The sequence below is a fragment of the Arthrobacter sp. TJ-58 genome, assembly GCF_058269295.1.
The window spans coordinates 72,566-93,555 of sequence record NZ_JBZCNM010000005.1; the positions used below are offsets into that span (position 1 = coordinate 72,566).

Here is a 20,990-nt window from a genome sequence, read left to right on the forward strand (position 1 = left end):
GCCCGTTAAGGAGCAGGAACATGGCAAGCCAAGAAGAACAACTCGAGGAGTGGTGCCGCAGACTGCTCACCGCCTTCGAGCTAGAAGGAACCACGGTGGATGTCAGCGCAGTGCTGCAGCTGGCTTCCGACGCGGCACACTCCGTGGTTCGCCCGGCTGCTCCGCTGACCACTTTCGTGGCCGGATTCGCTGCAGGCCTCGCGGCAGGCAGCGGCCAGACCGGCGACACTGCGGCCATGAACGCAGCTATGCGCGTGGCAGCCCGGGAGTGCAAAACCTATGGTGAAACCGGAGACGTTAATGACCACTGACAATTCCACCCCCGTGATACTACCGCTCCAGCCCAATGCCCCCTGGGAGAATGCACGCAGCTTGGCGTTCTCCGCCGGCCGGGCGCTGCCTTACGAAACCGTTCAGCTGGCCGATGCGCTGGGCCAGGTCCTCGCCCAGGATGCGCCGGCCCTGCAGCCGGTGCCGCACTATGCCTCGTCCGCGATGGACGGCTGGGCAGTGGCCGGACCGGCGCCGTGGCATCTCGTGACCCACGAGGAACCGCACATCGAGCGGTGGCAGATCCACAAGGAATCCGGCCGGCGCCCGCTTCAGCCGGGGCAGGCAGTCGCCATCCTTACGGGCGGCATGATTCCTGCCGGTGCCTCCAGCGTGCTGCGGTCTGAAAGCGGCATTGTGTCCGGAACCGACAATCCGGTCCTGAACCTCAGCTCCGCGGCCCGGCCGGACGAGCCCGCGGACGGCGAGCATATCCGCCCGGCCGGGGAGGAAGCAGCAGCCGGAGAAGTCACCATCAAGCAGGGGACCCTCCTCAACCCGGCGCACATTGCCCTGGCAGCGGTGTGCGGGCACGACACCCTGCCGGTGCTCCGCGCACCGCGGGTGTCCCTCCTGCTGACCGGCGATGAGGTCATCGAGTACGGACTGCCTGAATCGGGGCAGGTCAGGGATACCTTCGGGCCCCAGCTGCCCCAGCTCATCACGATGATGGGCGGCCGCATGGATGTGGTCAGGCGCGTCTCGGACCGCTATGAAGACGTGGTGGCTGCACTGAGCAGCGATGCCACCGATGAAACCTCCATCGCCATGTCTTCCGGTGATGTCCTGGTCACCACCGGCGGCACGGGCCGTTCGGAAGCGGACCACCTGCGGCAGGCGCTGGAGGACATGCAGGCGGAAATGCTGATTGACGGCATTGCCATGCGCCCCGGACATCCCACCATGCTGGCGCGGCTTCCGGACGGGCGGCTGCTCGTCGCTCTCCCCGGCAACCCGCTGGCGGCGATGATGGCAGTATTCTCCGTCCTTCAGCCGCTTCTGGATGGACTCCGCGGAGCACCGCTCTCGCCGGAGCGCCATGTCCTGGTGGGTGTGGACATGGAGCCTCTGCCCGGACGAACGCGGTTGGTTCCGTGCCGGATTGAGAACGGGCGGGCCGTCCCGTCCCCCTATTTCCGGTCCGGCATGCTCCGCGGAATAGCAGATGCGGACGCAGTCATGGTGGTGCCCGAGGCGGGGTGCACCATGGACGAGGCCGTCACCGCACTGCCGTTGCCCTGGTCGGTGCAGGAGCCGCCGGCACGGTAGATGTCTCTGCGGGTGCCCCGGAAAGCACCGCGTGAGCTAATCTCAAAAAGGGAAACCGGCCGGGGACTCCGGCCGGGCAACTGAGAATCAGCGGATCCGTCACAGGGCGGGTGCGGCACGCGTCTAAGGAGACGGAATGGGACGGGTTACCCGCCGCGGACAGGTTACTAAGTTCCGGACTGACGGAACCACCACCAAGCGCGAGGATGTGTTGGCCGGTGAGGAGCCCCTGGAAATCAGGGTTGAGGGACGCTCCTTTACCGTAACCATGCGCACCCCCGGCGACGACTTTGATCTGGTGGCGGGTTTCCTGGTCTCTGAAGGCATTATCTGGGATCCGGGACAGCTGATCAGCCTGCGCTACTGCGCCGGCGTCGACGATTCCGGACAGCAGACGTTCAACGTGGTGGACGTGCAGCTTCGCCCCGGAACTGCGCTTCCGGACACAGCCATGGAACGGCACGTGTACACCTCTAGTTCGTGCGGTATCTGCGGCACCGCTTCAATTGAAGCGGTGCGCAAGTCCTCGCACTTTTCCCTGGGGGCCGACGACGTACGTGTGCCGCTGCCGACGCTGGCGGGGCTGCCGGACAAGTTGCGGCAGCACCAGAAAGTCTTTGACCGCACCGGGGGAGTCCACGCGGCAGGGCTGTTCAGTGTTGACGGAGAGCTGCTCTGCCTGCGCGAGGACGTGGGACGCCACAATGCGGTGGACAAGGTAGTGGGATGGGCGCTGCGGGCGGGAATGCTGCCGCTGCGCGGGACCGTGCTGCAGGTTTCCGGCCGGGCGTCCTTTGAACTGGTGCAGAAGGCCCAGCTTGCCGGGATTCCCGTGCTGGCCGCGGTGAGTGCGCCGTCGTCCCTCTCAGTGGAACTGGCCCAGGACGCCGGGATGACCCTGGTGGGCTTCAGCCGCGGCACTTCGCTGAACTGCTACGCGTTCCCGGAGCGTATTCTGGCCTGAAGCCGGCGCCGGTCAGCGGGCGGGAAGAGAAACGGTGACCGTGGTTCCTCGCCCGGCAGCGGAGTCGACACCCAGCTCTCCGCCGTGCCGGTGGACGATGTCCTGCACAATGGCCAAACCGAGCCCTGTTCCCGGAATGGCCGCGGCTGTTGCATTGGATGCCCGGAAGAAACGCTGGAAGAGCTTCGGGATATCGGCCTCCGGGATTCCAATGCCATTGTCCGCCACTTCCACCCGGACCTGGGCTCCCGCATCGCTGCGGAGAACGTCACCGCGCACCTCCACACACCCGTCGGGAAGCGTAAATTTCACTGCGTTGGACAGTAGGTTCGTAAACACCTGTTCCAGCTGGGCTTTGTCTCCGTCCACCAGGAGCGGGGCGGCCGCAGGGACCAGCCGCACGGTAATCGCGTTGGCGGCGGCGGCGGGAGCCAGCGCAGCGGCCACGGAGGACAGCAGCTCCCCGAGGTCGATCTCCTCCACGGAGGGCAGAAACGTCTGATCCTCTGCGCGCGAGATGGTCAGGAGATCTGAAATGAGCTGGTTAAGACGGACGGCATTGCGTCCCACGATGTCCAGCATCTGTCCCACATGCGGCGGGACCTCCCCTCCTGAGCCGTCCAGGATGAGTTCGAGGTAGCCGGTGATGGAAGTCAGGGGTGTTCGCAGCTCATGGTTCACCGTGGCCACAAAATCCGTCTTCGCCTGATCAAGTTCCCTTAGCCGGGTCACCACTTCGCGCTGGCCCGTAATGAGGTGGCCCTGCAGCAGTCCGTGCGCCAGGTTGCCGCACACATGCTGGATCAGGGAAAGCTCGGTCCGGCTCCACCTCCGGGCTCCCGCCGTTCCCGCGATCCAGACATACCCAAACACCTGGTCCCCGTGGGCCAGCGGCGCAAAAACCGAGGTGCGCGGATGGGGCGGCGTGCGGGCGGGCAGGATGGTGTCTTCCACAGTGCCGGGGCACAGATGGTCCTCCACCCGCAGGACCGTTTCCCGGTCCCACAGGGAGGAACACAGCAGAACCGCATCGGGGAGCGGGACCTGCGGCAGGTCAGCAGCTTCCGGAACCCGGCTCCACGATGCAGACAGCTTCGGAACCCGTTCATCCGGGAAAGTGTCCATCCGGACAGCACACGCACCGAATGCCTCACCGAGTCCCTGCACCACCAGTGCTGCCATCTGTTCAGGGTCATTGGTTGCGCGCAGGGCCGCGGAAACCGCGCGGGTTTTATCCCGGAGGCGGGCTGCTGCGATGCGGCGGCGGCGGGTTGCACGGCTGCCGGCCAGAAGCAGGGCAACCCGGTTGGTGAGATCCTCATCCACAATCCGTCCGCTCGCAAAGTGGGTGATGCCTGCCCGGACCATTGCCTCTATGTCCAGTTGCCCGTTCCCCGACAACAGAAGGATCGGCACGCCGGCGATGAGAGGTTCCTGCCGCAGCCGGCGCAGCTGTTCGGGCCGGACGCTTGCGAGCATGTCGGCATCGACAATGCCCAGGACGACGTCGTGTTCCTGGACCGCCCGGATGCTCTGGTGTTCATCAGTTGCCTGCAGCGGCACCACCCCTGCTGCCCGCAGGACCGTTTCCGCCGTGGCCCGGAGATCCGGACTCCGCACCGCCACCACCGCATACTGCACGTCTGCAGCGTCGGACGTTTCCTCCTGCGGTAGAAGCGCCGTGGGCATGGAAGCCTTTCGTCAGTTGCCGGGTTCCTGATGGCAGGCGGCGAATGGAAGTGTACCAGCGTGCATTCGGAATGCCGTGTCAGTGCCGAGGCTTAAGCTGGACAGTGACAACAACGGAGGACTCATCATGAGCATGGAAGGCGCGGCGTGGAGTTCCCTTCATAAGATCTCCACTGCCAAGGGCGGCACCAACAAGATTTCCCGGGAGACACTCAGGCGGATCGTCGCGTTCGCAGCTCCCTACAAGAAGCAGCTGATCGGCTTTATCCTGCTGTCCACACTCGGAGCGTTCCTTGCCGTGGCCACTCCGGTGCTGGCCGGTGAAGTGGTCAACGCCATCGTGGACCGCTCCGCCACCGGAACCGTGATCCGGCTGGCCCTGCTCATTGCCGCAGTGGCAGTAGCGGATGCGGGAGTGTCACTGGCTACCCGCTGGTTCTCTTCGCGAATCGGCGAACAGGTCATTTTGGACCTGCGGACAGCCGTCTTTGACCATGTCCAGAAAATGCCGATCGCCTTTTTCACCCGCACGCGAACCGGAGCGCTGGTCAGCCGGCTCAATAATGACGTCATCGGTGCCCAGCAGGCCTTCAGCGGCACGCTGTCCGGGGTGGTGAGCAACGTTGTCGCCCTGGTGCTGACGCTCATAGTCATGCTCAATACCTCGTGGCAGGTGACCGTTCTGGCGATGCTGCTGCTGCCGGTGTTCCTGATCCCGGCCCGCCGCATGGGCGGAAAGCTGGCGGCGCTGCGCCGCGAAGCCGCCAACCACAATGCCTCCATGGGCACCCAGATGACCGAACGGTTCTCCGCACCCGGAGCCACCCTGGTGAAGCTCTTTGGCCGGCCGGAGCAGGAGTCCACTGAATTTGCCGTCCGTGCAGCCCGAGTACGGGACATCGGCGTCAAGATGGCCATGATGCAGGCCGTATTTGTCACCGCGCTGACGCTGGTGTCAGCCCTCGCGCTGGCACTCGTCTACGGCCTGGGCGGTTACTTTGCGCTGACCGGCAACCTGGACACCGGCGATGTCGTGACCCTGGCGCTGCTGTTGACCCGCCTCTACGCGCCGCTGACTTCGCTGGCCAATGCCCGGGTGGAAATCATGAGCGCGGTGGTCAGCTTTGAGCGGGTATTCGAGATCCTGGACCTCAAGCCGCTCATTCGGGAGAAGGAGAATCCGGTGCCGGTTCCGGACGGTCCGCTGGGCGTCGAATTCGACGACGTGCGGTTTGCCTATCCCACTGCGGACAAAGTGTCGCTGGCCTCCCTGGAGGATGTTGCGGTGCTGGACTCGCGCGGCGGGGAGGAAGTGCTGCACGGAATCTCGTTCCGGGTGGAGCCCGGCCAGACGGTTGCCCTGGTGGGCACCTCGGGTGCCGGCAAATCCACCATCGCGCAGCTGCTTTCCCGGCTGTACGACGTCGATTCCGGAGCCGTGCGGTTTTCCGGCACGGATGTGCGGGATGTCAGTTTTGCCTCCATCCGCCAGGCCCTGGGCATGGTGACGCAGGACGGTCACCTGTTCCATGAGAGCATCCGGTCCAACCTGCTGCTGGCCAATCCCGATGCCACCGAGGACCAGGTCTGGGATGCCCTTCGGCGTGCGCGCCTTGAAGACCTCATCCGCTCCCTTCCGGACGGTCTGGACACCATGGTGGGGGAGCGCGGTTACCGGCTTTCGGGCGGAGAACGCCAGCGGATGACTATTGCGCGGCTCCTGCTGGCACAGCCGCGGATCGTGATTCTGGACGAGGCAACTGCGGCGCTGGACTCCACGTCCGAGGCCGCCGTGCAGGCCGCTTTGGGAGAGGCGCTGGAAGGGCGAACCGCCGTCGTCATTGCCCACCGGCTGTCCACCATCCGCAATGCGGACAAGATCCTGGTCATCGAAGGAGGGCGCATCGCTGAGCAGGGAACGCATGCCGAACTCTTGGAGCTGGGCGGACGCTATGCGGAACTGCACGGCACACAGTTTGCCGTGGAAACCACGGTGGATGCCGCCGGGGATGAGGTCCGCAGCTAGCGGGGCTGTGTGCCAGGGCTCCCTGCGCCCTTTAATCCCTGGGCGGAGGAGCCCTTTAAAGAGGTGGTGCCCCCGGCCGGAATCGAACCGACGACCTGCCCTTTAGGAGAGGGCCGCTCTATCCTACTGAGCTACGAGGGCGGACTGCCGGGCTGGCCGGCAGGCGGTTATCAGCTTACCTGTTTCTGCGGCCGGGTTGGCGCAGGTCTCAGGGCGTGTGTTGTTCGGGTGGAGTCTCCGGTGCCCGCGCTTCGGCCTGCTCGAGTGCGGCTTGATGAGCGGCATAGGCCGAGCGCATGTCTTCCATGAACCGGTGGACGGTTGTCAGTTCCTCGGTGGTGTAACGGTTCATGACCTCAGCGGTGAGGGCTCCGAGGGGTCCGAAGTAGGCGCCGGCCATCTGCATGGCCAGAGGCTCGAAGTGCAGCGTCACTTTTCGGCGGTCCGAATGGGTGCGGTTTCGGTGGATGTGCCCGATCCGCTCCAGCCGGTCTATGACTGCTGTGGTGGCGCCGGAGGAGGTGCCGAGCTTCGCGCTGAGTTGGCCGGCCGTCAGCGCCTCATGCCGAACCTCGGCTTCCATGATCAGGGTCAGCGCCCGCATGTCCGTGTTGTTCAGCCCCTGCTGGTGCGCAAAGGTATCCGCCACCCGCTGCCCGTCCAGGCCCATGCCGCGGATGGCATTAATAATGTCTCGCCGCAGATCCTCGTTTTCCACGCTCCCATAGTAACTCGAGGTTGAAGTATCTCTATAAGTGAGATACTTTTTCCGGGAGATACTTTCATAAAGCACCAGGAGCGAGCATGTACGCAGGGATAGTGAAGTCGGCCAAAGCGGCCTGGATCACGCTGCTGCTGAGCCTTGCGGTCGTCATTGGCCTCTTTGCTTTGCCGGCGCAGGAAAACGAAGCGAGCACGGTTGGCGGGCTGAGCGACAAATATCAGACCACCCAGGTCAATGAACTCCTCGAAGAGTTTCCCGACGCCCAGGAATCCACCGCGCTGATCGTGGTGTCCCGCGAAGACGGCGGGGCGCTGACGGACGCTGACCAAGCGGCCATTGCGGACATCAACGCTGCGGCCGCGGAGCTTGGGGCCGTGGGCCCGCCTCCGCAGGTTCCGCCGATCGTTTCGGAGAATAAGCTCGTTGGCCTGGTGCCGGTTACGCTGCAGTCCGCGGCCGACGACGGCGACGCGGTGGCCGCTGAGGTGGAAAGCCTCCGCGGAAGCATCTCGGATGCCGCACCTGAAGGCATCAAGGCCGAGCTCACCGGAGGCGCGGCATTTACCGCGGACCTCGCCGGTGTGTTTTCCGGCGCGAACTTCATCCTGCTGACGGTCACCGCCGGCGTGGTGGCACTGCTGCTGCTCATCACCTACCGGTCCCCGTGGCTCTGGCTGGTTCCCCTGGCCGTGGTGGGAACCATCGAACAGGCTGCCCTGAAGGTTGTCGACCTGCTGGCACCGGTGGTGGGCATCGACGTCGACCCCTCGGCCGTGGGCATCACCAGCGTGCTGGTCTTCGGTGCCGCCACCAACTACGCCCTGCTGCTCATTGCCCGCTACCGCGAAGAGCTGCGCATTCATGAATCCAAGTACTCCGCCATGGGCAAGGCGCTGACCCGCACCCGGGAAGCGATCATTGCCTCGGGCGGCACCGTGATCCTGGCCCTGCTGGTCCTGCTCTTCACCGACACGATGAGCTACCGCGGCCTGGGCTTCTCCGCGGCCACCGGCATTGTCCTGGCCATCCTCAGCGCACTGTTCATCCTGCCCGCCGCACTGGTGCTGCTGGGACGGAAGCTGTTCTGGCCGTTCGTGCCCAAGGTGGGGGACGCTGCCCGCGAAGGAAAGTTCTGGGGCAAGCTGGGTGAAATGACGGCACGGGCGCCCAAGCGCATCGCCGCAGTCGCCGTCGTCGTCCTGCTGGCTGCCGGCGGTCTCCTGTTCAACGTCCAAATCGGGCTGAGCGAAAACGAGCAGTTCACTGAAAAGCCGCAGGCCGTTACGGCCGCCGAAACCCTCGCCGAGGGCTTCCCCGCCGGCTCCACCTCGCCGGTGACCGTCCTGGTCGCCTCCGACACGGCGGATGCAGCGGCGGAGGAACTCGCGGCTGTGGAGGGCGTTTCCAGTGCTGAAGTGGCCGGGGAGAACAACGGCATCACCCGCATTGATGTGGTGGACAGCTACGAACCGGGAACGGCGGAGGCTAATGCCTTCATCACCGACCTGCGCGACGAGCTGGCAGAAACCCCTGAATACGAAGCCCTGGTAGGCGGGGAAGCCGCCGAACGCGTGGACCAGCTCGCCGCGAACCAGCACGACCTGACGCTGGTGGTCACCTCGGTCATCATCCTGGTGTTCCTGGTCCTGCTGGTCCTGCTGCGCAGCCTCGTAGCGCCGGTCCTGCTGGTTGCATCCGTGCTGCTCACCTATGTTGCCAGCACCGGCATCAGCTGGTTCCTGTTCGTGAACGTGCTGGGCTTCCCCGCGCTGGACACGCTGACCCTGCTGTACTCCTTCATCTTCCTGGTGGCCCTGGGTGTGGACTACAACATCTTCCTGACCACCCGGGCACGTGAGAATGCCATGACCATGGGCACCAAGCCGGGCATGCTCAGCGCGCTGCGCTCCACCGGCGGCGTGATCACCAGCGCCGGCATCCTGCTGGCGGCCGTGTTTGCCGTCCTGGGTGTCCTGCCGCTGGTCACGCTGACCCAGGTGGGCATCACCGTGGCCATCGGTGTCCTGCTGGATACCCTGGTGGTGCGGACCGTCATTGTTCCGGCGCTGGTCTTCATCCTGGGGGAGAAATTCTGGTGGCCGTCCAAGCCGGATTCCAACGGCACAGGGGGCGGCCGGCACGAGGCGCAGCCGGGGAATGACTCGGGCCCGAAGCTGGAGACCGCACCCGCGGGTGCGCACCGGGCGGATGTCCGGTAACGCAGCAGCCACTGTCACGGCAATAGAAACGTAAGACAAACGAAGCAGTAACGGGAGAGGGCCCGTCCGGACGATACCGGGCGGGCCCTCTCCCGTTCCGTGTCCGGCGCATTACTCCCGCCGGGACTTCATCTTCACCGACCCGGGTTTCGCAAAATCCGCTCTTGGGTGACGGCGGTGACAACATTATGTATGTTTGTGGCCGGTTTCTGATTTTGACGCAGTGCTTCGAGCGGTTCAGGGTCCTTCTGGAGCCTTGGGCCGGTAGAGCTTTCAAACGCAGGGAGTGTCCGGTGAAAGACAGCGATTTGTCGAAACGCAGAGTATTTTGGTTCGCCCTGGCTGCACTTTGTCTCAGCGCTTCGGGGTTCATCTTCGCCGGACGAACGATGCTTAGCGATTCGCTCGGCGACGGAGCCTACAGGGTGCTGATAATCGCGGCATATGTTCTTCTGGCCGGAGTCGCGGGGAGTCTCACCAAGGGGTTTGCGGCGGCGAAAAGCCCGGCCGAGTAGCTCCGCCGGGCCGGCCCCCGTCCCGCTTTGCCTAGCGCGGGAGCCGCTGGGGAGATTTCGGAACGCGTCGGCCGAACACGGCAACAACAGCGGCCAGCAGGCTCAGGGCGAACAGCACCCAGCGGGCTATCGTCAGGACACTCGCCAGCGTGGCGTCGGCACTGGTCAGGGTTCCGGTGCCCAAGGCTGCGTCAATGGCGACGTTCTCCCACAGGTCGACAATGACAAAGAGGATCGGGGCTGCCCACAGTACCCAGCGCCGGATCCGCCCGCGGGCGTTCAGCCCAATGATCAGCAGCCACGTAAACCCGAACATCAGGGGAAAGATGGTGCCCGCTGTTTTATGGACGTAGCTGAGCTGGCCGAGGGCATCCCCGTCCATTACCGAGCGGAGGTCAGCCAGGTACTCCATGCTGTAACCGCCCACCAGCGAATCCGGCATGGCCATGCCGTTGGAGAGCTGCGTCATCTGCTCCAGCACCATGAGATGCAGGTAAAAGAACATAAACAAGGTGGTGACAACAGCTGCCGTCAGGAGCAGATTCGCGTTGGACTTGGTCTGCTGCGGAGAGCGGGGAGCTGTGGTCTGTGCAAGATGCGGAGGCATTGCCGCTTCGGAGCCGTGCTTCGCTGCCCGCTGTGCCGGAGTTTTTCCCATGCTTATAAGGGTATCTCCGCTTCCCTTCATCAGTTTTGCGGAGCGGAGACAGCCCGGCCCGGCGCTGGTTTGCGGCTCCCGGTCCGCTTCCTTTGGTTCGCAGGTGCCTGCGGATAGGCTGTCGGCATGAACGTTACCGCCACAAAGGATGACTTTTCCCTGGCCGCTGATTTGGTGCGTGAAGCCGGTGCCCTGGCACTGCGCATGCGCTCGGCGGGACTGACTGCCACAGCCAAGACCAGCGTGTCCGACGTCGTGACAGCGGCGGATCACGCCGCGGAAAAACTGGTGGTGGAACAACTGCGCAGGCTGCGGCCGCACGACGGGATCGTGGGGGAGGAGGGCGCAAGCGTGCAGGGCACTTCGGGCCGGTCCTGGGTCATTGATCCGGTGGACGGCACCTATAACTTTTTTGCCGGATCCACTTACTGGTGCTCCGCCATTGCCCTGAAAGCGGACGAGCCGGAATCCCTGGACGGAGACCCGGACGTCCTGCTCGGAGCCATTTACCAGCCGCAGGAAGATCAGCTGTGGGTTGGGGGAGAGGGGCATCCCGCCACGTTGAACGGGGCGCCGATGCCTTCGCTTGACGACGTCTCCCTGGACCGTCTCAGCGCCGGAACGTATCTGCATCCCACCTGGCTCCGCCGCCCTGAGGTGGCCGGCCCCTGGACGGCTGCAGCCTCGAGGACTGCCACGATCCGCATGCTGGGATCGGGTTCCTGCGATCTCGGCGGGGTAGCTTCCGGGCGTCTCGGCGCCTGGTTCCAGCACAGCTGCCCGGAATGGGACTGGCTGCCGGGCAAGGCCATTGTGCGCGCTGCCGGCGGAAGCACCGCCGTGGAGGAAGTGAACGGCTTTCGCTGGCACATCGCCGGAACGGCTTCAGCGGTCAGTGAAATCCGGGACGCGCTCGCGTCCGCTTCTGCCTGACGCCGCGGCCGGGTCCGGAGGGCCGCTGCCGCGCACGCCGGAGCCGCCGGAAATGGTCGGTGCCAGCGCCTAGACTTAAGAACACCATGGACTATCTTTTTGATCCGTACTTTTCACCCGCCAAAACCGACTCTCCCAAGACTGACTCTGCCAAAACCGACTCCGTGAAGACGGATGCGGCACGGGCCGGGTCCTCCGGCGGGGAGCACCACAGGGCTGCCTCCCGAGTGGACGAGAAGCGGGCGGCGGAACTGCTGCACGGCCTGAATCCGCAGCAGGAGGAAGCCGTCAAGCATGCCGGCTCGCCGCTGCTGATCGTTGCGGGCGCCGGGTCGGGAAAAACGCGGGTGCTCAGCCATCGGATTGCCTATCTGCTGGCCACGGGCCGGTCCAACCCCGGCCAGATCCTGGCCATTACGTTCACCAACAAGGCCGCGGCGGAAATGCGTGAGCGCATCGAAGCACTCGTGGGCGGGGTGGCCAAGACCATGTGGATTTCCACGTTCCACTCCTCCTGCGTGCGCATCCTGCGCCGCGAGGCGAAGACCGTGGGCATGAATTCCAACTTCTCGATCTACGACTCCGCCGATTCCCTGCGGCTGATCACCCTGGTGGCCAAGGGCCTCGATCTGGACCCCAAGCGCTTCACTCCCAAGATGATCATGCACAAGATCTCCGCGCTGAAGAATGAGCTCGTTGATGAGGAGTCCTTTGCCGCCTCCGCCAACTACGCCGATCCGTTCGAGCAGGCCGTGGCGGACGTCTACAAGGGCTACGCCGAACGCATGCGTTCAGCAAACGCCATGGACTTTGACGACCTGATTGCGCAGACGGTGTATCTGTTCCGCGCTTTCCCCGGAGTGGCCGAGTATTACCGCCGCCGGTTCCGCCACATCCTCGTGGACGAGTACCAGGACACCAACCACGCCCAGTACGCATTGGTCCGGGAACTGGTGGGTGTGCCCGGGGAAGGCAACACGCTGGACATTCCGCCGGCCGAGCTGACCGTCGTCGGCGACTCTGACCAGTCCATCTACGCCTTCCGCGGTGCCGATGTCCGCAATATCAATGACTTCGAGAAGGATTACCCGAGGGCCCGCACCATCCTGCTGGAGCAGAACTACCGCTCCACCCAGACCATCCTCAACGCGGCCAACGCCGTTATCTCCCGCAACCCCAACCGGCCGGAAAAGCGGCTGTGGACGGCCGAGGGCAACGGCGAGAAGATTATTGGCTACGTCGGCGAAAACGAACACGAAGAAGCCCGCTTTATTGCCGAGGAAATCGACCGGCTGCAGGACGAAGAGGGCCTGCGCCCGGGCGACGTCGCGGTGTTCTACCGCACTAATGCACAGTCACGGTCCCTGGAAGACGTCCTGGTGCGCGTGGGTTTGCCCTACAAGGTGGTGGGCGGCACCCGGTTCTACGAGCGCAAGGAAATCAAGGACGCGCTGGCCTACCTGCGCGTGCTGGTGAACTCCGACGACGTCGTGAACCTGCGCCGGATCCTCAACGAGCCCAAACGCGGGATCGGCGACCGTGCCGAATACTCCGTGGCGGCCCTGGCCGAACGGGAACGCGTCTCCTTCATGGCAGCCCTGCGGCGGGCCGGGGAGGCCCCCGGGCTGGCCACCCGGTCACTGAACGCGGTCAACGGGTTCGTCAAGCTCATCGATGACCTGGCCGAAGTAGCCAACGGCTCTGGCGCCTCCGCCGCTCTGGAAGCTGTGCTTGAACAGACCGGTTATCTGGCGCAGCTGCGTTCTTCCGCGGATCCCCAGGACGAATCAAGGGTGGAAAACCTTGCCGAGCTGGTGGCAGTGGTCCGCGAATACGAAAAGGACAATCCCGAGGGATCGCTGGGCGACTTCCTGGAACAGGTTTCCCTGGTGGCGGACGCCGACTCCATTCCCGACGCCCCGGAGGGATCAGCCGAGGAGGTTGCTGCTGCCGTGGAGGAATCCCGGCGTCAGGGTGTGGTCACCCTGATGACGCTGCACACCGCCAAGGGCCTGGAATTCCCCGTGGTCTTCCTGACCGGCATGGAGCAGGGGCTGTTCCCGCACCAGCGCTCCGCCACCGACCCGGCGGAACTGGCCGAGGAGCGGCGGCTGGCCTATGTGGGCCTGACCCGCGCCCGCAAACGCCTCTACATCACGCGCTCGGAAGTGCGCAGCATGTGGGGACAGAGCCAGTACAACCCGGCCAGCCAGTTTGTGGGCGAAATTCCGGGGGAGCTCATCGACTGGAAGCGCGAGGGGATGGACCGGCCCACCTGGGGCGGAAGCACCGGTTCCGGCTCCAGCCGCTACGGCGGCTCACACTGGGGCGCCGGATCGGCGTCGGGCTCCGGGACCGGCGGCAACATCTCCGCCGCGCCCGTGGCCAAGGCCATCGGCCGGGTCCAGCCGCAAAAGGAAGTCATTGCCGTGTCCGCGGGGGACAAGGTCAACCACACCTCCTTTGGGCACGGGACCGTGCTCGCGGTGGAAGGCAGCGGAGACAAGACCGTAGCCAAGGTCAAGTTCGACGTCGGTGAGAAGCGCCTCCTGCTGCGGTACGCGCCGCTGACCAAAGAGTCCTGACGCTTGCGGTAAGCTCCGTCCTCATAGCTCACGGTGCCCAATTTCTACAAACCATAGAACTGTGCGCTTAATCACTAAAGGGGTACTCTGGGGACGGCGTCGGACACCAAGCGACTAAAGTTCCCAGAGAGGCAGACCGGCGTGACGCATCTGCTTCTGCGATCATTTGATCGAATGTAAACCTACTTCGACGTAGAAGGACACTAGCCCGTGGACCTGTTTGAATATCAGGCGCGCGATCTGTTTGAGGCGCACGGAGTACCCGTGCTTGCCGGAATCGTGGCGCACACTCCTGAAGAAGCAAAAGCTGCAGCCGAGAAGATTGGCGGCGTAGTTGTCGTCAAAGCGCAGGTCAAGGTCGGTGGCCGAGGCAAGGCCGGCGGCGTCAAGGTCGCCAAGACCGCTGACGAGGCGTTCCAGTACGCTTCCGACATCCTCGGAATGGACATCAAGGGCCATACCGTCAATACCGTGATGATCGCACAGGGTGCGGACATTGCCGAGGAGTTCTACTTCTCCGTTCTTCTGGACCGCGCCAACCGCAACTACCTGGCCATGTGCTCGGTTGAAGGCGGCATGGAAATCGAGGTCCTCGCCGTAGAGCGCCCCGACGCCCTGGCCCGCGTTGCCGTTGACCCCGCCGTGGGCATCGACCAGGCAAAGGCAGAAGAGATTGTCGACACCGCCGGCTTCGCACCGGAACTGCGCGAAGGAGTCGTCAACGCGATCCTGAAGCTGTGGGACGTCTTCGTCAAGGAAGACGCCACTCTCGTGGAGGTCAACCCGCTCGTCCGCACCGGAGCCGGTGACATCGTTGCCCTCGACGGCAAGGTTTCCCTGGACGAAAACGCAGACTTCCGTCAGCCCGGCCACGCCGCGCTGGAAGACAAGGACGCAGCGGACCCGCTTGAGGCCAAGGCCAAGGCCAATGACCTGAACTACGTCAAGCTCGACGGCCAGGTGGGCATCATCGGCAACGGCGCCGGTCTGGTCATGTCCACGCTGGACGTCGTCGCCTACGCCGGTGAGAAGCACGGCAACGTGAAGCCCGCCAACTTCCTGGACATCGGGGGCGGAGCCTCGGCATCCGTCATGGCCGCCGGCCTGGACGTCATCCTGAACGACGAGCAGGTTAAGTCCGTGTTCGTCAACGTCTTCGGTGGCATCACCGCCTGTGACGCAGTCGCCAACGGCATCGTCAAGGCCCTGGAAATCCTGGGCGACGAAGCCAACAAGCCGCTGGTCGTCCGCCTGGACGGCAACAACGTCGAAGAAGGCCGCCGCATCCTTGCCGAGGCCAACCACCCGCTGGTCACGCTGGCAACCACCATGGACGAAGGCGCCGACAAGGCTGCCGAGCTCGCTCACGCCGCTCGCTGATCCAGAGCCTGTCGAACCTTTAGAAAGAGAATCCCCTTATGTCTATCTTCTTGAACAAGGACTCCAAGGTCATCGTTCAGGGCATCACCGGCGGCGAAGGAACCAAGCACACCGCCCTGATGCTCAAGGCCGGAACCCAGGTTGTCGGCGGCGTTAACGCCCGCAAGGCCGGCACCTCCGTCACCCACGGCGACGTGGAACTGCCCGTCTTCGGCACCGTCACCGAGGCCATGGACAAGACCGACGCCGATGTCTCCATCGTCTTCGTGCCGCCGGCCTTCACCAAGGACGCCGTCATGGAAGCGATCGACGCAGGCATCGGCCTCGTCGTCGTCATCACCGAAGGTGTTCCCGTGCAGGATTCCGCCGAGTTCTGGGCCCACGCCCAGTCCAAGGTGGACGAGAACGGCAACCAGATCACGCGCATCATCGGCCCGAACTGCCCCGGCATCATCACGCCGGGCGAGGCCCTGGTTGGCATCACCCCGAACAACATCACCTCCAAGGGCCCGATCGGCTTGGTCTCCAAGTCCGGCACCCTGACCTACCAGATGATGTACGAACTGCGGGACCTGGGCTTCTCCACCGCAATCGGCATCGGCGGCGACCCCGTCATCGGCACCACGCACATCGACGCCCTGGCTGCGTTCGAAGCTGACCCCGAGACCAAGGCAATCGTCATGATCGGCGAAATCGGCGGCGACGCCGAAGAACGCGCTGCCGAGTACATCAAGGCCAACGTCACCAAGCCCGTTGTGGGCTACGTGGCAGGCTTCACCGCTCCCGAAGGCAAGACCATGGGCCACGCCGGCGCCATCGTCTCCGGTTCCGCAGGAACCGCCCAGGCCAAGAAGGAAGCTCTTGAAGCTGCGGGCGTCAAGGTCGGCAAGACGCCGTCCGAGACCGCGACGCTGCTGCGCGAAGTTTTCGCAGCGCTCTAATACGCACGCATCTGCCCCCGTCTGCCGGAGTTTTTCCGGCCGGCGGGGGTTTTTGTGCGCTTAGCTATATCCAGAAAGAACGTGATGTCCGCAACTGAAACCCCCTCCGGCCAGCAGGGCCGCAACCGCCACCCCGGTGCGCTGGGGCGTGCCTCCTGGATTGCCACCCTCGGAGGCTTCCTGTTCGGTTATGACACGGGGGTCATCAACGGGGCGCTGCCCTTCATGAAAGATGACCTGGGCCTGACCCCGTTCACCGAAGGACTGATCACTTCCAGCCTGCTTTTCGGGGCGGCATTCGGCGCGCTTGCCGCCGGGCAGCTGGCTGACCGGTTTGGCCGCCGCCGCCTGCTCATGGTCCTCGCCGCGGTCTTCCTCGCGGGCGCCCTCGGCACTGCCGCAGCACCCGCCGTCGGCCTGATGGTGGTCGCCCGCGTGGTGCTGGGCCTGGCAGTGGGCGGCGCGTCCGCCGTCGTGCCCATGTTCCTGTCCGAAATTGCCCCCGCCAACCGGCGCGGACAAATGGTGACCCGCGACCAGCTGATGATTGTCACCGGCCAGCTGGCTGCCTTCACCGTCAACGCAGGCATCGGCAATGTGTGGGGCGGAGAAGACCATATCTGGCGGTGGATGCTTGCCGCGGCGTCACTGCCGGCCATCGCCCTGTGGATCGGCATGAAGTTCGTTCCGGAAAGCCCGCGCTGGCTCGCCGCGAAGGGACGCTATCCGCAGATGATGGCCGTCCTGCAAAAAATCCGCAGCACCGAAGATGCGCAAACCGAATACGACGCCGTCCGGGCCCTGGCCGCCGAGGAATCCACCCGTCAGGGGTCCTTGAAGGACTTCGCCGAGCCCTGGCTGTTCCGGGTGCTCCTGATCGGCATGGGCATGTCAGTGGTCCAGCAGATCACCGGCGTCAACGCGATTGTGTATTACGGCACCCAAATCCTGGCCGACGCCGGATTCGGCACCGAGGCCGCGCTCACCGCCAACATCGCCAACGGGGTGGTGTCTGTTGCCGCGGCAATCCTGGGCATCTGGCTGCTGGGCAAAGTGGCACGGCGGCCCATGCTCATCACCGGGCTGATCGGCACTACCACCACGCTGCTGCTGATTGGAGTTGCCTCAATTGCCATGCCCGAGGGAACTGCGCGCGGCTTTGTGGTGCTGTCCCTGACCGTGCTGTTCCTAGCCTTCCAGCAGGGCTCCATTTCACCGGTGACCTGGCTGATGATCGCTGAAATCTTTCCGCTGCGGGTCCGCGGTCTGGGCATGGGCCTGTCCGTTTTCGTCCAGTGGATGGCGAACTTCGCCGTCGGCTTCTGTTTCCCGGTCCTGATGGCGGGACTGGGAATCTCCTCCACGTTCTTCATTTTCGTGGCCCTGGGCATCTGCGCCATCCTCTTCGTGAAGCGCTTCATGCCCGAGACCCGGGGAAAGAGCTTGGAAGAGGTGGAAGCGCAGCTTCGCGGAGCGGTTCACTAGGGGTTAGCAAAGCAAAAGGTTCCGGCTGCCGCAGAAAGCGGCGGCCGGAACCTTTTTTGTTGTGTTGCTTCAGCTTGCCGGCGTTCTCGGCGCGGTTAGCTGCGCGGGTTCAGAGTTTCCCCGTTTGCTGATTTGCCTGCCCGGGCCGAGGGTGCCGGCACCGGAGCGGGCGTTACGACGTCGTGCGCTGTTGTGTCGTGTTCAACGGTCGACAGGTCAAACGTTGATCCGCCGTGCTCGTCCACGCCGGCGGCAATGGCGCGCTGCACCACTGACTTGGTCAACTCACGGCGCAGGGCCATGGGGTCGCGGCCGAGGTCCTTGGCCAGCGCCACGGTCATGAGGAGCATGACGATGGCGAACGGCAGGGCCGCCACAATGGTGATGCGCTGCAGGGCGCCCAGGGCCGCCGAGGGATCATCGCCTCCGGCCATGAGCATCACTGCGGCCACGGCGCCGGTCAGCACACCCCAGAAGATGACGATCGCGCGGGCCGGCTTCTCCGAGCCGTTGGAGCTCAGGGAAGCCATCACGAGGGACGCGGAATCTGCTCCGGTGACAAAGAAGATGCCCACCAGGACCATCGCCAGAACTCCCACGGCGGCGGCGATGAGGTTGGGCATGGGCAGCAGTGCGAGCAGCTCAAACAGTGCGGCATCGGATCCGGCAGCCGCTGTCAGGGCGTCTGCCTCTCCCGGTGCCGCGCTCTGCTGCGTGCCGATGGCGGCTCCGCCGAAGATGGAGAACCACAGAACAGTCACCACGAACGGCACCAGCAGGACGCCGGTGACGAACTGGCGGATGGTGCGGCCGCGGCTGATCCGGGCAATGAACATGCCAACGAAAGGCGTCCAGGACAGCCACCAGGCCCAGTAGAAGATGGTCCAACCGGAGAGCCATTCGCGCATGGATTCATCGCCCACGGCCTCGGTCCGGGAAGCCATCTCCGCCATGTTGCCGGCATAGTCGGCAATGGCGGAGGGAACCACGTTCAGGATAAAGAGGGTGGGTCCGGCGATGAAGACGACGATCGCCAGAACCAGGGCCAGGCCCATATTGATGTTGGAGAGCCACTGAATGCCCTTGGAAATTCCGGACATGGCAGAGGCTACAAAGCAGGCCGTCAGGATAGCGACAATGCCCACCAGGATCGGAGTGCCCACCGTTCCCATCCAGCCGGTCGATTCAAGTCCGCTGCCGATCTGGAGTGCGCCCAGGCCCAGCGATGCTGCGGTGCCAAACAGAGTGGCGAAGATGGCGAAAATATTCAGCAGCTTCCCGAGGGGTCCGTCCACCCGTGCCCTGCCGAACAGCGAGGTAAAGGTCGAAGAAATGAGCTGTTTGCGGCCGAGCCGGTAACTTCCGTAGGCCATGGCGATGCCAACAATGGCGTACATGGCCCACGGGTGCAGGCCCCAGTGGAACATGGAGGTGGCCATCGCCGTGCGCAGGGCTTCGGGCGTCTGTCCGTCCACGGTGCCCGGGGGCGGCGACACATAGTGGAAGAGCGGTTCTGCCACGCCGTAGAACATCAGGCCAATGCCCATGCCGGCGGCGAACATCATGGAAATCCAGGACAGAGTAGTGAACTCCGGTTCCTCGTCATCCTTGCCCAGCGGGATGTTTCCGAAGCGGCCCAGTGCAAGCCACAGGACGTAGACCACAAAGAAGGACGCCAGCAGCACAAAGAGCCAACCGGTATTGGTCATGACCCAGTCAAGAGCGGCCTGTGACGACGTCGCCAGGGAATCCCCGCCGAAGAAACCCCAGAGGATAAAGGCAATGGCCAGCGCTCCGGTAATGCCGAAGAGAACCTTGTCCAGTTTGGCCGGAGTCTCGGTGCTGCGCGCTTCTTCGTGCGCACGCTCGGTTTCCCGCAACTGCTGCAACAGCTCCTGGTCGGGGTTTACGTCTGCTTCAACGGTCGCTGCGGGCTGATCATAGCCGGGCAGTGAAGCTGTTCCGGGGGCCGCGTCAGGGAGGATCGCTCCGCCGCGTCCTTCCCCGCCCTGCCCCGGAACGGGGTTAGGTTCAGTCATGTTAGCCATAGGCCTTCCTTGGTGTTAACGGAAGAAATGCCCGGCTCCGCAGGGAGTCGACAGGCGGCTTGGGACGAGGCGGCTCATCAGCGGATTCGCAGACACAGACTCTGCGTCCAATGGTTCTGCGGGCATGGCTCTACCGGGTGATGAAAGCGACGCTGCCCCTCTTGTGCGTTCTTCCGTACCTGGTACGTAATGACTCGTAGTCATTATCAGAGTTTCCCGGCTGGGCTTTCAAGTCAAATGCTCCAAGGGCCGGCGAACCGCGGCAACCGCATGTTACCGCGGTTCTACGCGAATTCCGGCGGCCGCGCGGTGGCAGAACACACACACGCGCCTCTCCGCAAGGTGCGGGGACGCAGGCCGGAGGCGAAGGTGCAGCGGCTTCCTGTCCTAATGGCCGAAGCTGTCCGAATCGGTTACCGGGAGCCCTGTTTCCAGGCCTCCCAAGGCCGACATTTCCTCCGGCGCCAGCTCAAAACCAAAAATGTCCAGGTTCTCCGCCATGCGCTGCGGGTTAGCGGATTTGGGAATCGTGACGATGCCGGACTGGACATCCCAGCGCAGGACAATCTGGGCCGGCGTCTTGCCGTACTTGGCCGCAAGGTCCTTCAACAGGGCTTCCTCCAGCAGGGAAGTGCCCTTGCCCAGCGGACTCCAGGCTTCCGTCACGATGCCCAGCGACGCGTTGGCCTCGCGCACATCACGGCGCGGACGGTAGGGGTCAAGCTGAACCTGGTTCACTTCCGGAACCAACCCGGCGTCGGCGAGCTTTTGCAGATGAGCCGGCTTAAAATTGGAGACGCCCACCGCCCGCACCAGGCCCTCATCCTGCGCGGCGCGCATCCCGCGGAACGCCTCCACGTACTGGTCCAGCCCCGGATTGGGCCAGTGAATCAGCAGCAGATCCACGTACTCCGTGCCCAGCCGCTGCATGGAAGCGTCCAGAGTCCTGCGGACGCCGTCGTAACTGTGCCATTCCTTGTTGAACTTGGTGGTGATGAAAGCTTCCGCACGGTCGATCCCGCTGCGGCGCAGCCCAACCCCCACGCCCTTTTCGTTGCGGTAGTTCTCGGCCGTGTCGAAGTGGCGGTAGCCCAGTCCCACGGCAGCGTCCACGGCGCGGGCCGCTTCGTCGTCGTCCAGGGGCCACGTGCCCAGTCCGATCTGCGGGATGGCGGCTCCGCTGCGCAGCGGAAGGACAGGCACGGAAACAGTCATGGGGGAAGC

Annotated in this window: 15 protein-coding genes and 1 tRNA gene; 10 read left to right on the plus strand and 6 right to left on the minus strand. The window is 64.4% G+C overall.

The features are described from left to right. Positions 1–20: 20 nt before the first annotated feature. The 3 genes from AC4D2W_RS14855 (at position 21) to fdhD (ending at position 2,563) form a co-directional block, all read left to right on the plus strand. A complete protein-coding gene (locus AC4D2W_RS14855; protein WP_490927691.1) occupies positions 21–311 on the plus strand; it encodes a DUF6457 domain-containing protein in 291 nt (96 codons plus the stop codon). Continuing rightward, positions 301–1,599: a molybdopterin molybdotransferase MoeA gene (locus AC4D2W_RS14860; protein WP_490927692.1), complete on the plus strand. Its 1,299-nt coding sequence runs from the start codon at positions 301–303 to the stop codon at positions 1,597–1,599. The genes AC4D2W_RS14855 and AC4D2W_RS14860 overlap by 11 nt, the downstream gene beginning before the upstream one ends. A 136-nt stretch (positions 1,600–1,735) precedes the next feature. Then, positions 1,736–2,563: a formate dehydrogenase accessory sulfurtransferase FdhD gene (gene fdhD / locus AC4D2W_RS14865; protein WP_490927693.1), complete on the plus strand. Its 828-nt coding sequence runs from the start codon at positions 1,736–1,738 to the stop codon at positions 2,561–2,563. 12 nt (positions 2,564–2,575) lie between these two features. Here the strand turns inward: fdhD and AC4D2W_RS14870 are convergent, their stop codons facing one another. After that, the gene (locus AC4D2W_RS14870; RefSeq protein ID WP_490927694.1) at positions 2,576–4,252 is read right to left on the minus strand and encodes a sensor histidine kinase; all 1,677 of its coding nucleotides are present in this window, start codon (positions 4,250–4,252) and stop codon (positions 2,576–2,578) included. 127 nt (positions 4,253–4,379) lie between these two features. On the opposite strand from AC4D2W_RS14870, the gene AC4D2W_RS14875 reads away from it, so the two are divergent. After that, positions 4,380–6,278 (plus strand): ABC transporter ATP-binding protein, encoded by a 1,899-nt coding sequence (locus AC4D2W_RS14875; RefSeq protein ID WP_490927695.1) that lies wholly within the window; start codon positions 4,380–4,382, stop codon positions 6,276–6,278. Positions 6,279–6,342: 64 nt separating this feature from the next. Here the strand turns inward: AC4D2W_RS14875 and AC4D2W_RS14880 are convergent. Continuing rightward, positions 6,343–6,419 (minus strand) — tRNA-Arg (locus AC4D2W_RS14880). Between the two features lie 67 nt (positions 6,420–6,486). Continuing rightward, the gene (locus AC4D2W_RS14885) at positions 6,487–6,996 is read right to left on the minus strand and encodes a MarR family winged helix-turn-helix transcriptional regulator (protein WP_490927696.1); all 510 of its coding nucleotides are present in this window, start codon (positions 6,994–6,996) and stop codon (positions 6,487–6,489) included. Positions 6,997–7,082: 86 nt separating this feature from the next. Here AC4D2W_RS14885 and AC4D2W_RS14890 point away from each other — a divergent pair, with 86 nt between their 5' ends. Further along, a complete protein-coding gene (locus AC4D2W_RS14890) occupies positions 7,083–9,221 on the plus strand; it encodes an MMPL family transporter (RefSeq protein ID WP_490927697.1) in 2,139 nt (712 codons plus the stop codon). Positions 9,222–9,767: 546 nt separating this feature from the next. On the opposite strand, the gene AC4D2W_RS14895 is transcribed toward AC4D2W_RS14890, so the two are convergent. Further along, complete coding sequence (locus AC4D2W_RS14895) at positions 9,768–10,394, minus strand: hypothetical protein (RefSeq protein WP_490927698.1); 627 nt, start codon at positions 10,392–10,394, stop codon at positions 9,768–9,770. Positions 10,395–10,520: 126 nt separating this feature from the next. Here AC4D2W_RS14895 and AC4D2W_RS14900 point away from each other — a divergent pair, with 126 nt between their 5' ends. The 5 genes from AC4D2W_RS14900 (at position 10,521) to AC4D2W_RS14920 (ending at position 17,718) form a co-directional block, all read left to right on the plus strand. Beyond that, positions 10,521–11,327 carry an inositol monophosphatase family protein gene (locus AC4D2W_RS14900; protein WP_490927699.1) on the plus strand — a complete coding sequence of 269 codons (807 nt, stop codon included), beginning with the start codon at positions 10,521–10,523 and terminating at the stop codon, positions 11,325–11,327. 86 nt (positions 11,328–11,413) lie between these two features. Beyond that, entirely contained in the window at positions 11,414–13,912 is a 2,499-nt protein-coding gene (gene pcrA, locus AC4D2W_RS14905) for a DNA helicase PcrA (RefSeq protein ID WP_490927700.1), read from the plus strand. Positions 13,913–14,122: 210 nt separating this feature from the next. Beyond that, positions 14,123–15,292: an ADP-forming succinate--CoA ligase subunit beta gene (sucC, locus tag AC4D2W_RS14910; protein ID WP_490927701.1), complete on the plus strand. Its 1,170-nt coding sequence runs from the start codon at positions 14,123–14,125 to the stop codon at positions 15,290–15,292. A 38-nt stretch (positions 15,293–15,330) separates the two neighbouring features. Next, positions 15,331–16,233, plus strand: a complete 903-nt coding sequence (gene sucD, locus AC4D2W_RS14915; protein WP_400933744.1) for a succinate--CoA ligase subunit alpha — start codon at positions 15,331–15,333, stop codon at positions 16,231–16,233. An 84-nt stretch (positions 16,234–16,317) separates the two neighbouring features. Further along, positions 16,318–17,718: a sugar porter family MFS transporter gene (locus AC4D2W_RS14920; protein WP_490927702.1), complete on the plus strand. Its 1,401-nt coding sequence runs from the start codon at positions 16,318–16,320 to the stop codon at positions 17,716–17,718. Between the two features lie 95 nt (positions 17,719–17,813). On the opposite strand, the gene AC4D2W_RS14925 is transcribed toward AC4D2W_RS14920, so the two are convergent. Beyond that, positions 17,814–19,757: a BCCT family transporter gene (locus AC4D2W_RS14925; RefSeq protein WP_490927703.1), complete on the minus strand. Its 1,944-nt coding sequence runs from the start codon at positions 19,755–19,757 to the stop codon at positions 17,814–17,816. A 396-nt stretch (positions 19,758–20,153) separates the two neighbouring features. Further along, the gene (locus tag AC4D2W_RS14930) at positions 20,154–20,981 is read right to left on the minus strand and encodes an aldo/keto reductase (RefSeq protein ID WP_490927704.1); all 828 of its coding nucleotides are present in this window, start codon (positions 20,979–20,981) and stop codon (positions 20,154–20,156) included. Positions 20,982–20,990: the final 9 nt, after the last annotated feature.

Coding starts and splice junctions, on each gene's coding strand:
- AC4D2W_RS14855 (WP_490927691.1), top strand. CDS start 21: ATGGCAAGCCAAGAAGAACAACTCGAGGAGTGGTGCCGCAGACTGCTC.
- AC4D2W_RS14860 (WP_490927692.1), top strand. CDS start 301: ATGACCACTGACAATTCCACCCCCGTGATACTACCGCTCCAGCCCAAT.
- fdhD (WP_490927693.1), top strand. CDS start 1,736: ATGGGACGGGTTACCCGCCGCGGACAGGTTACTAAGTTCCGGACTGAC.
- AC4D2W_RS14870 (WP_490927694.1), bottom strand. CDS start 4,252: ATGCCCACGGCGCTTCTACCGCAGGAGGAAACGTCCGACGCTGCAGAC.
- AC4D2W_RS14875 (WP_490927695.1), top strand. CDS start 4,380: ATGAGCATGGAAGGCGCGGCGTGGAGTTCCCTTCATAAGATCTCCACT.
- AC4D2W_RS14890 (WP_490927697.1), top strand. CDS start 7,083: ATGTACGCAGGGATAGTGAAGTCGGCCAAAGCGGCCTGGATCACGCTG.
- AC4D2W_RS14895 (WP_490927698.1), bottom strand. CDS start 10,394: ATGGGAAAAACTCCGGCACAGCGGGCAGCGAAGCACGGCTCCGAAGCG.
- AC4D2W_RS14900 (WP_490927699.1), top strand. CDS start 10,521: ATGAACGTTACCGCCACAAAGGATGACTTTTCCCTGGCCGCTGATTTG.
- pcrA (WP_490927700.1), top strand. CDS start 11,414: ATGGACTATCTTTTTGATCCGTACTTTTCACCCGCCAAAACCGACTCT.
- sucD (WP_400933744.1), top strand. CDS start 15,331: ATGTCTATCTTCTTGAACAAGGACTCCAAGGTCATCGTTCAGGGCATC.
- AC4D2W_RS14920 (WP_490927702.1), top strand. CDS start 16,318: ATGTCCGCAACTGAAACCCCCTCCGGCCAGCAGGGCCGCAACCGCCAC.
- AC4D2W_RS14925 (WP_490927703.1), bottom strand. CDS start 19,757: ATGACTGAACCTAACCCCGTTCCGGGGCAGGGCGGGGAAGGACGCGGC.
- AC4D2W_RS14930 (WP_490927704.1), bottom strand. CDS start 20,981: ATGACTGTTTCCGTGCCTGTCCTTCCGCTGCGCAGCGGAGCCGCCATC.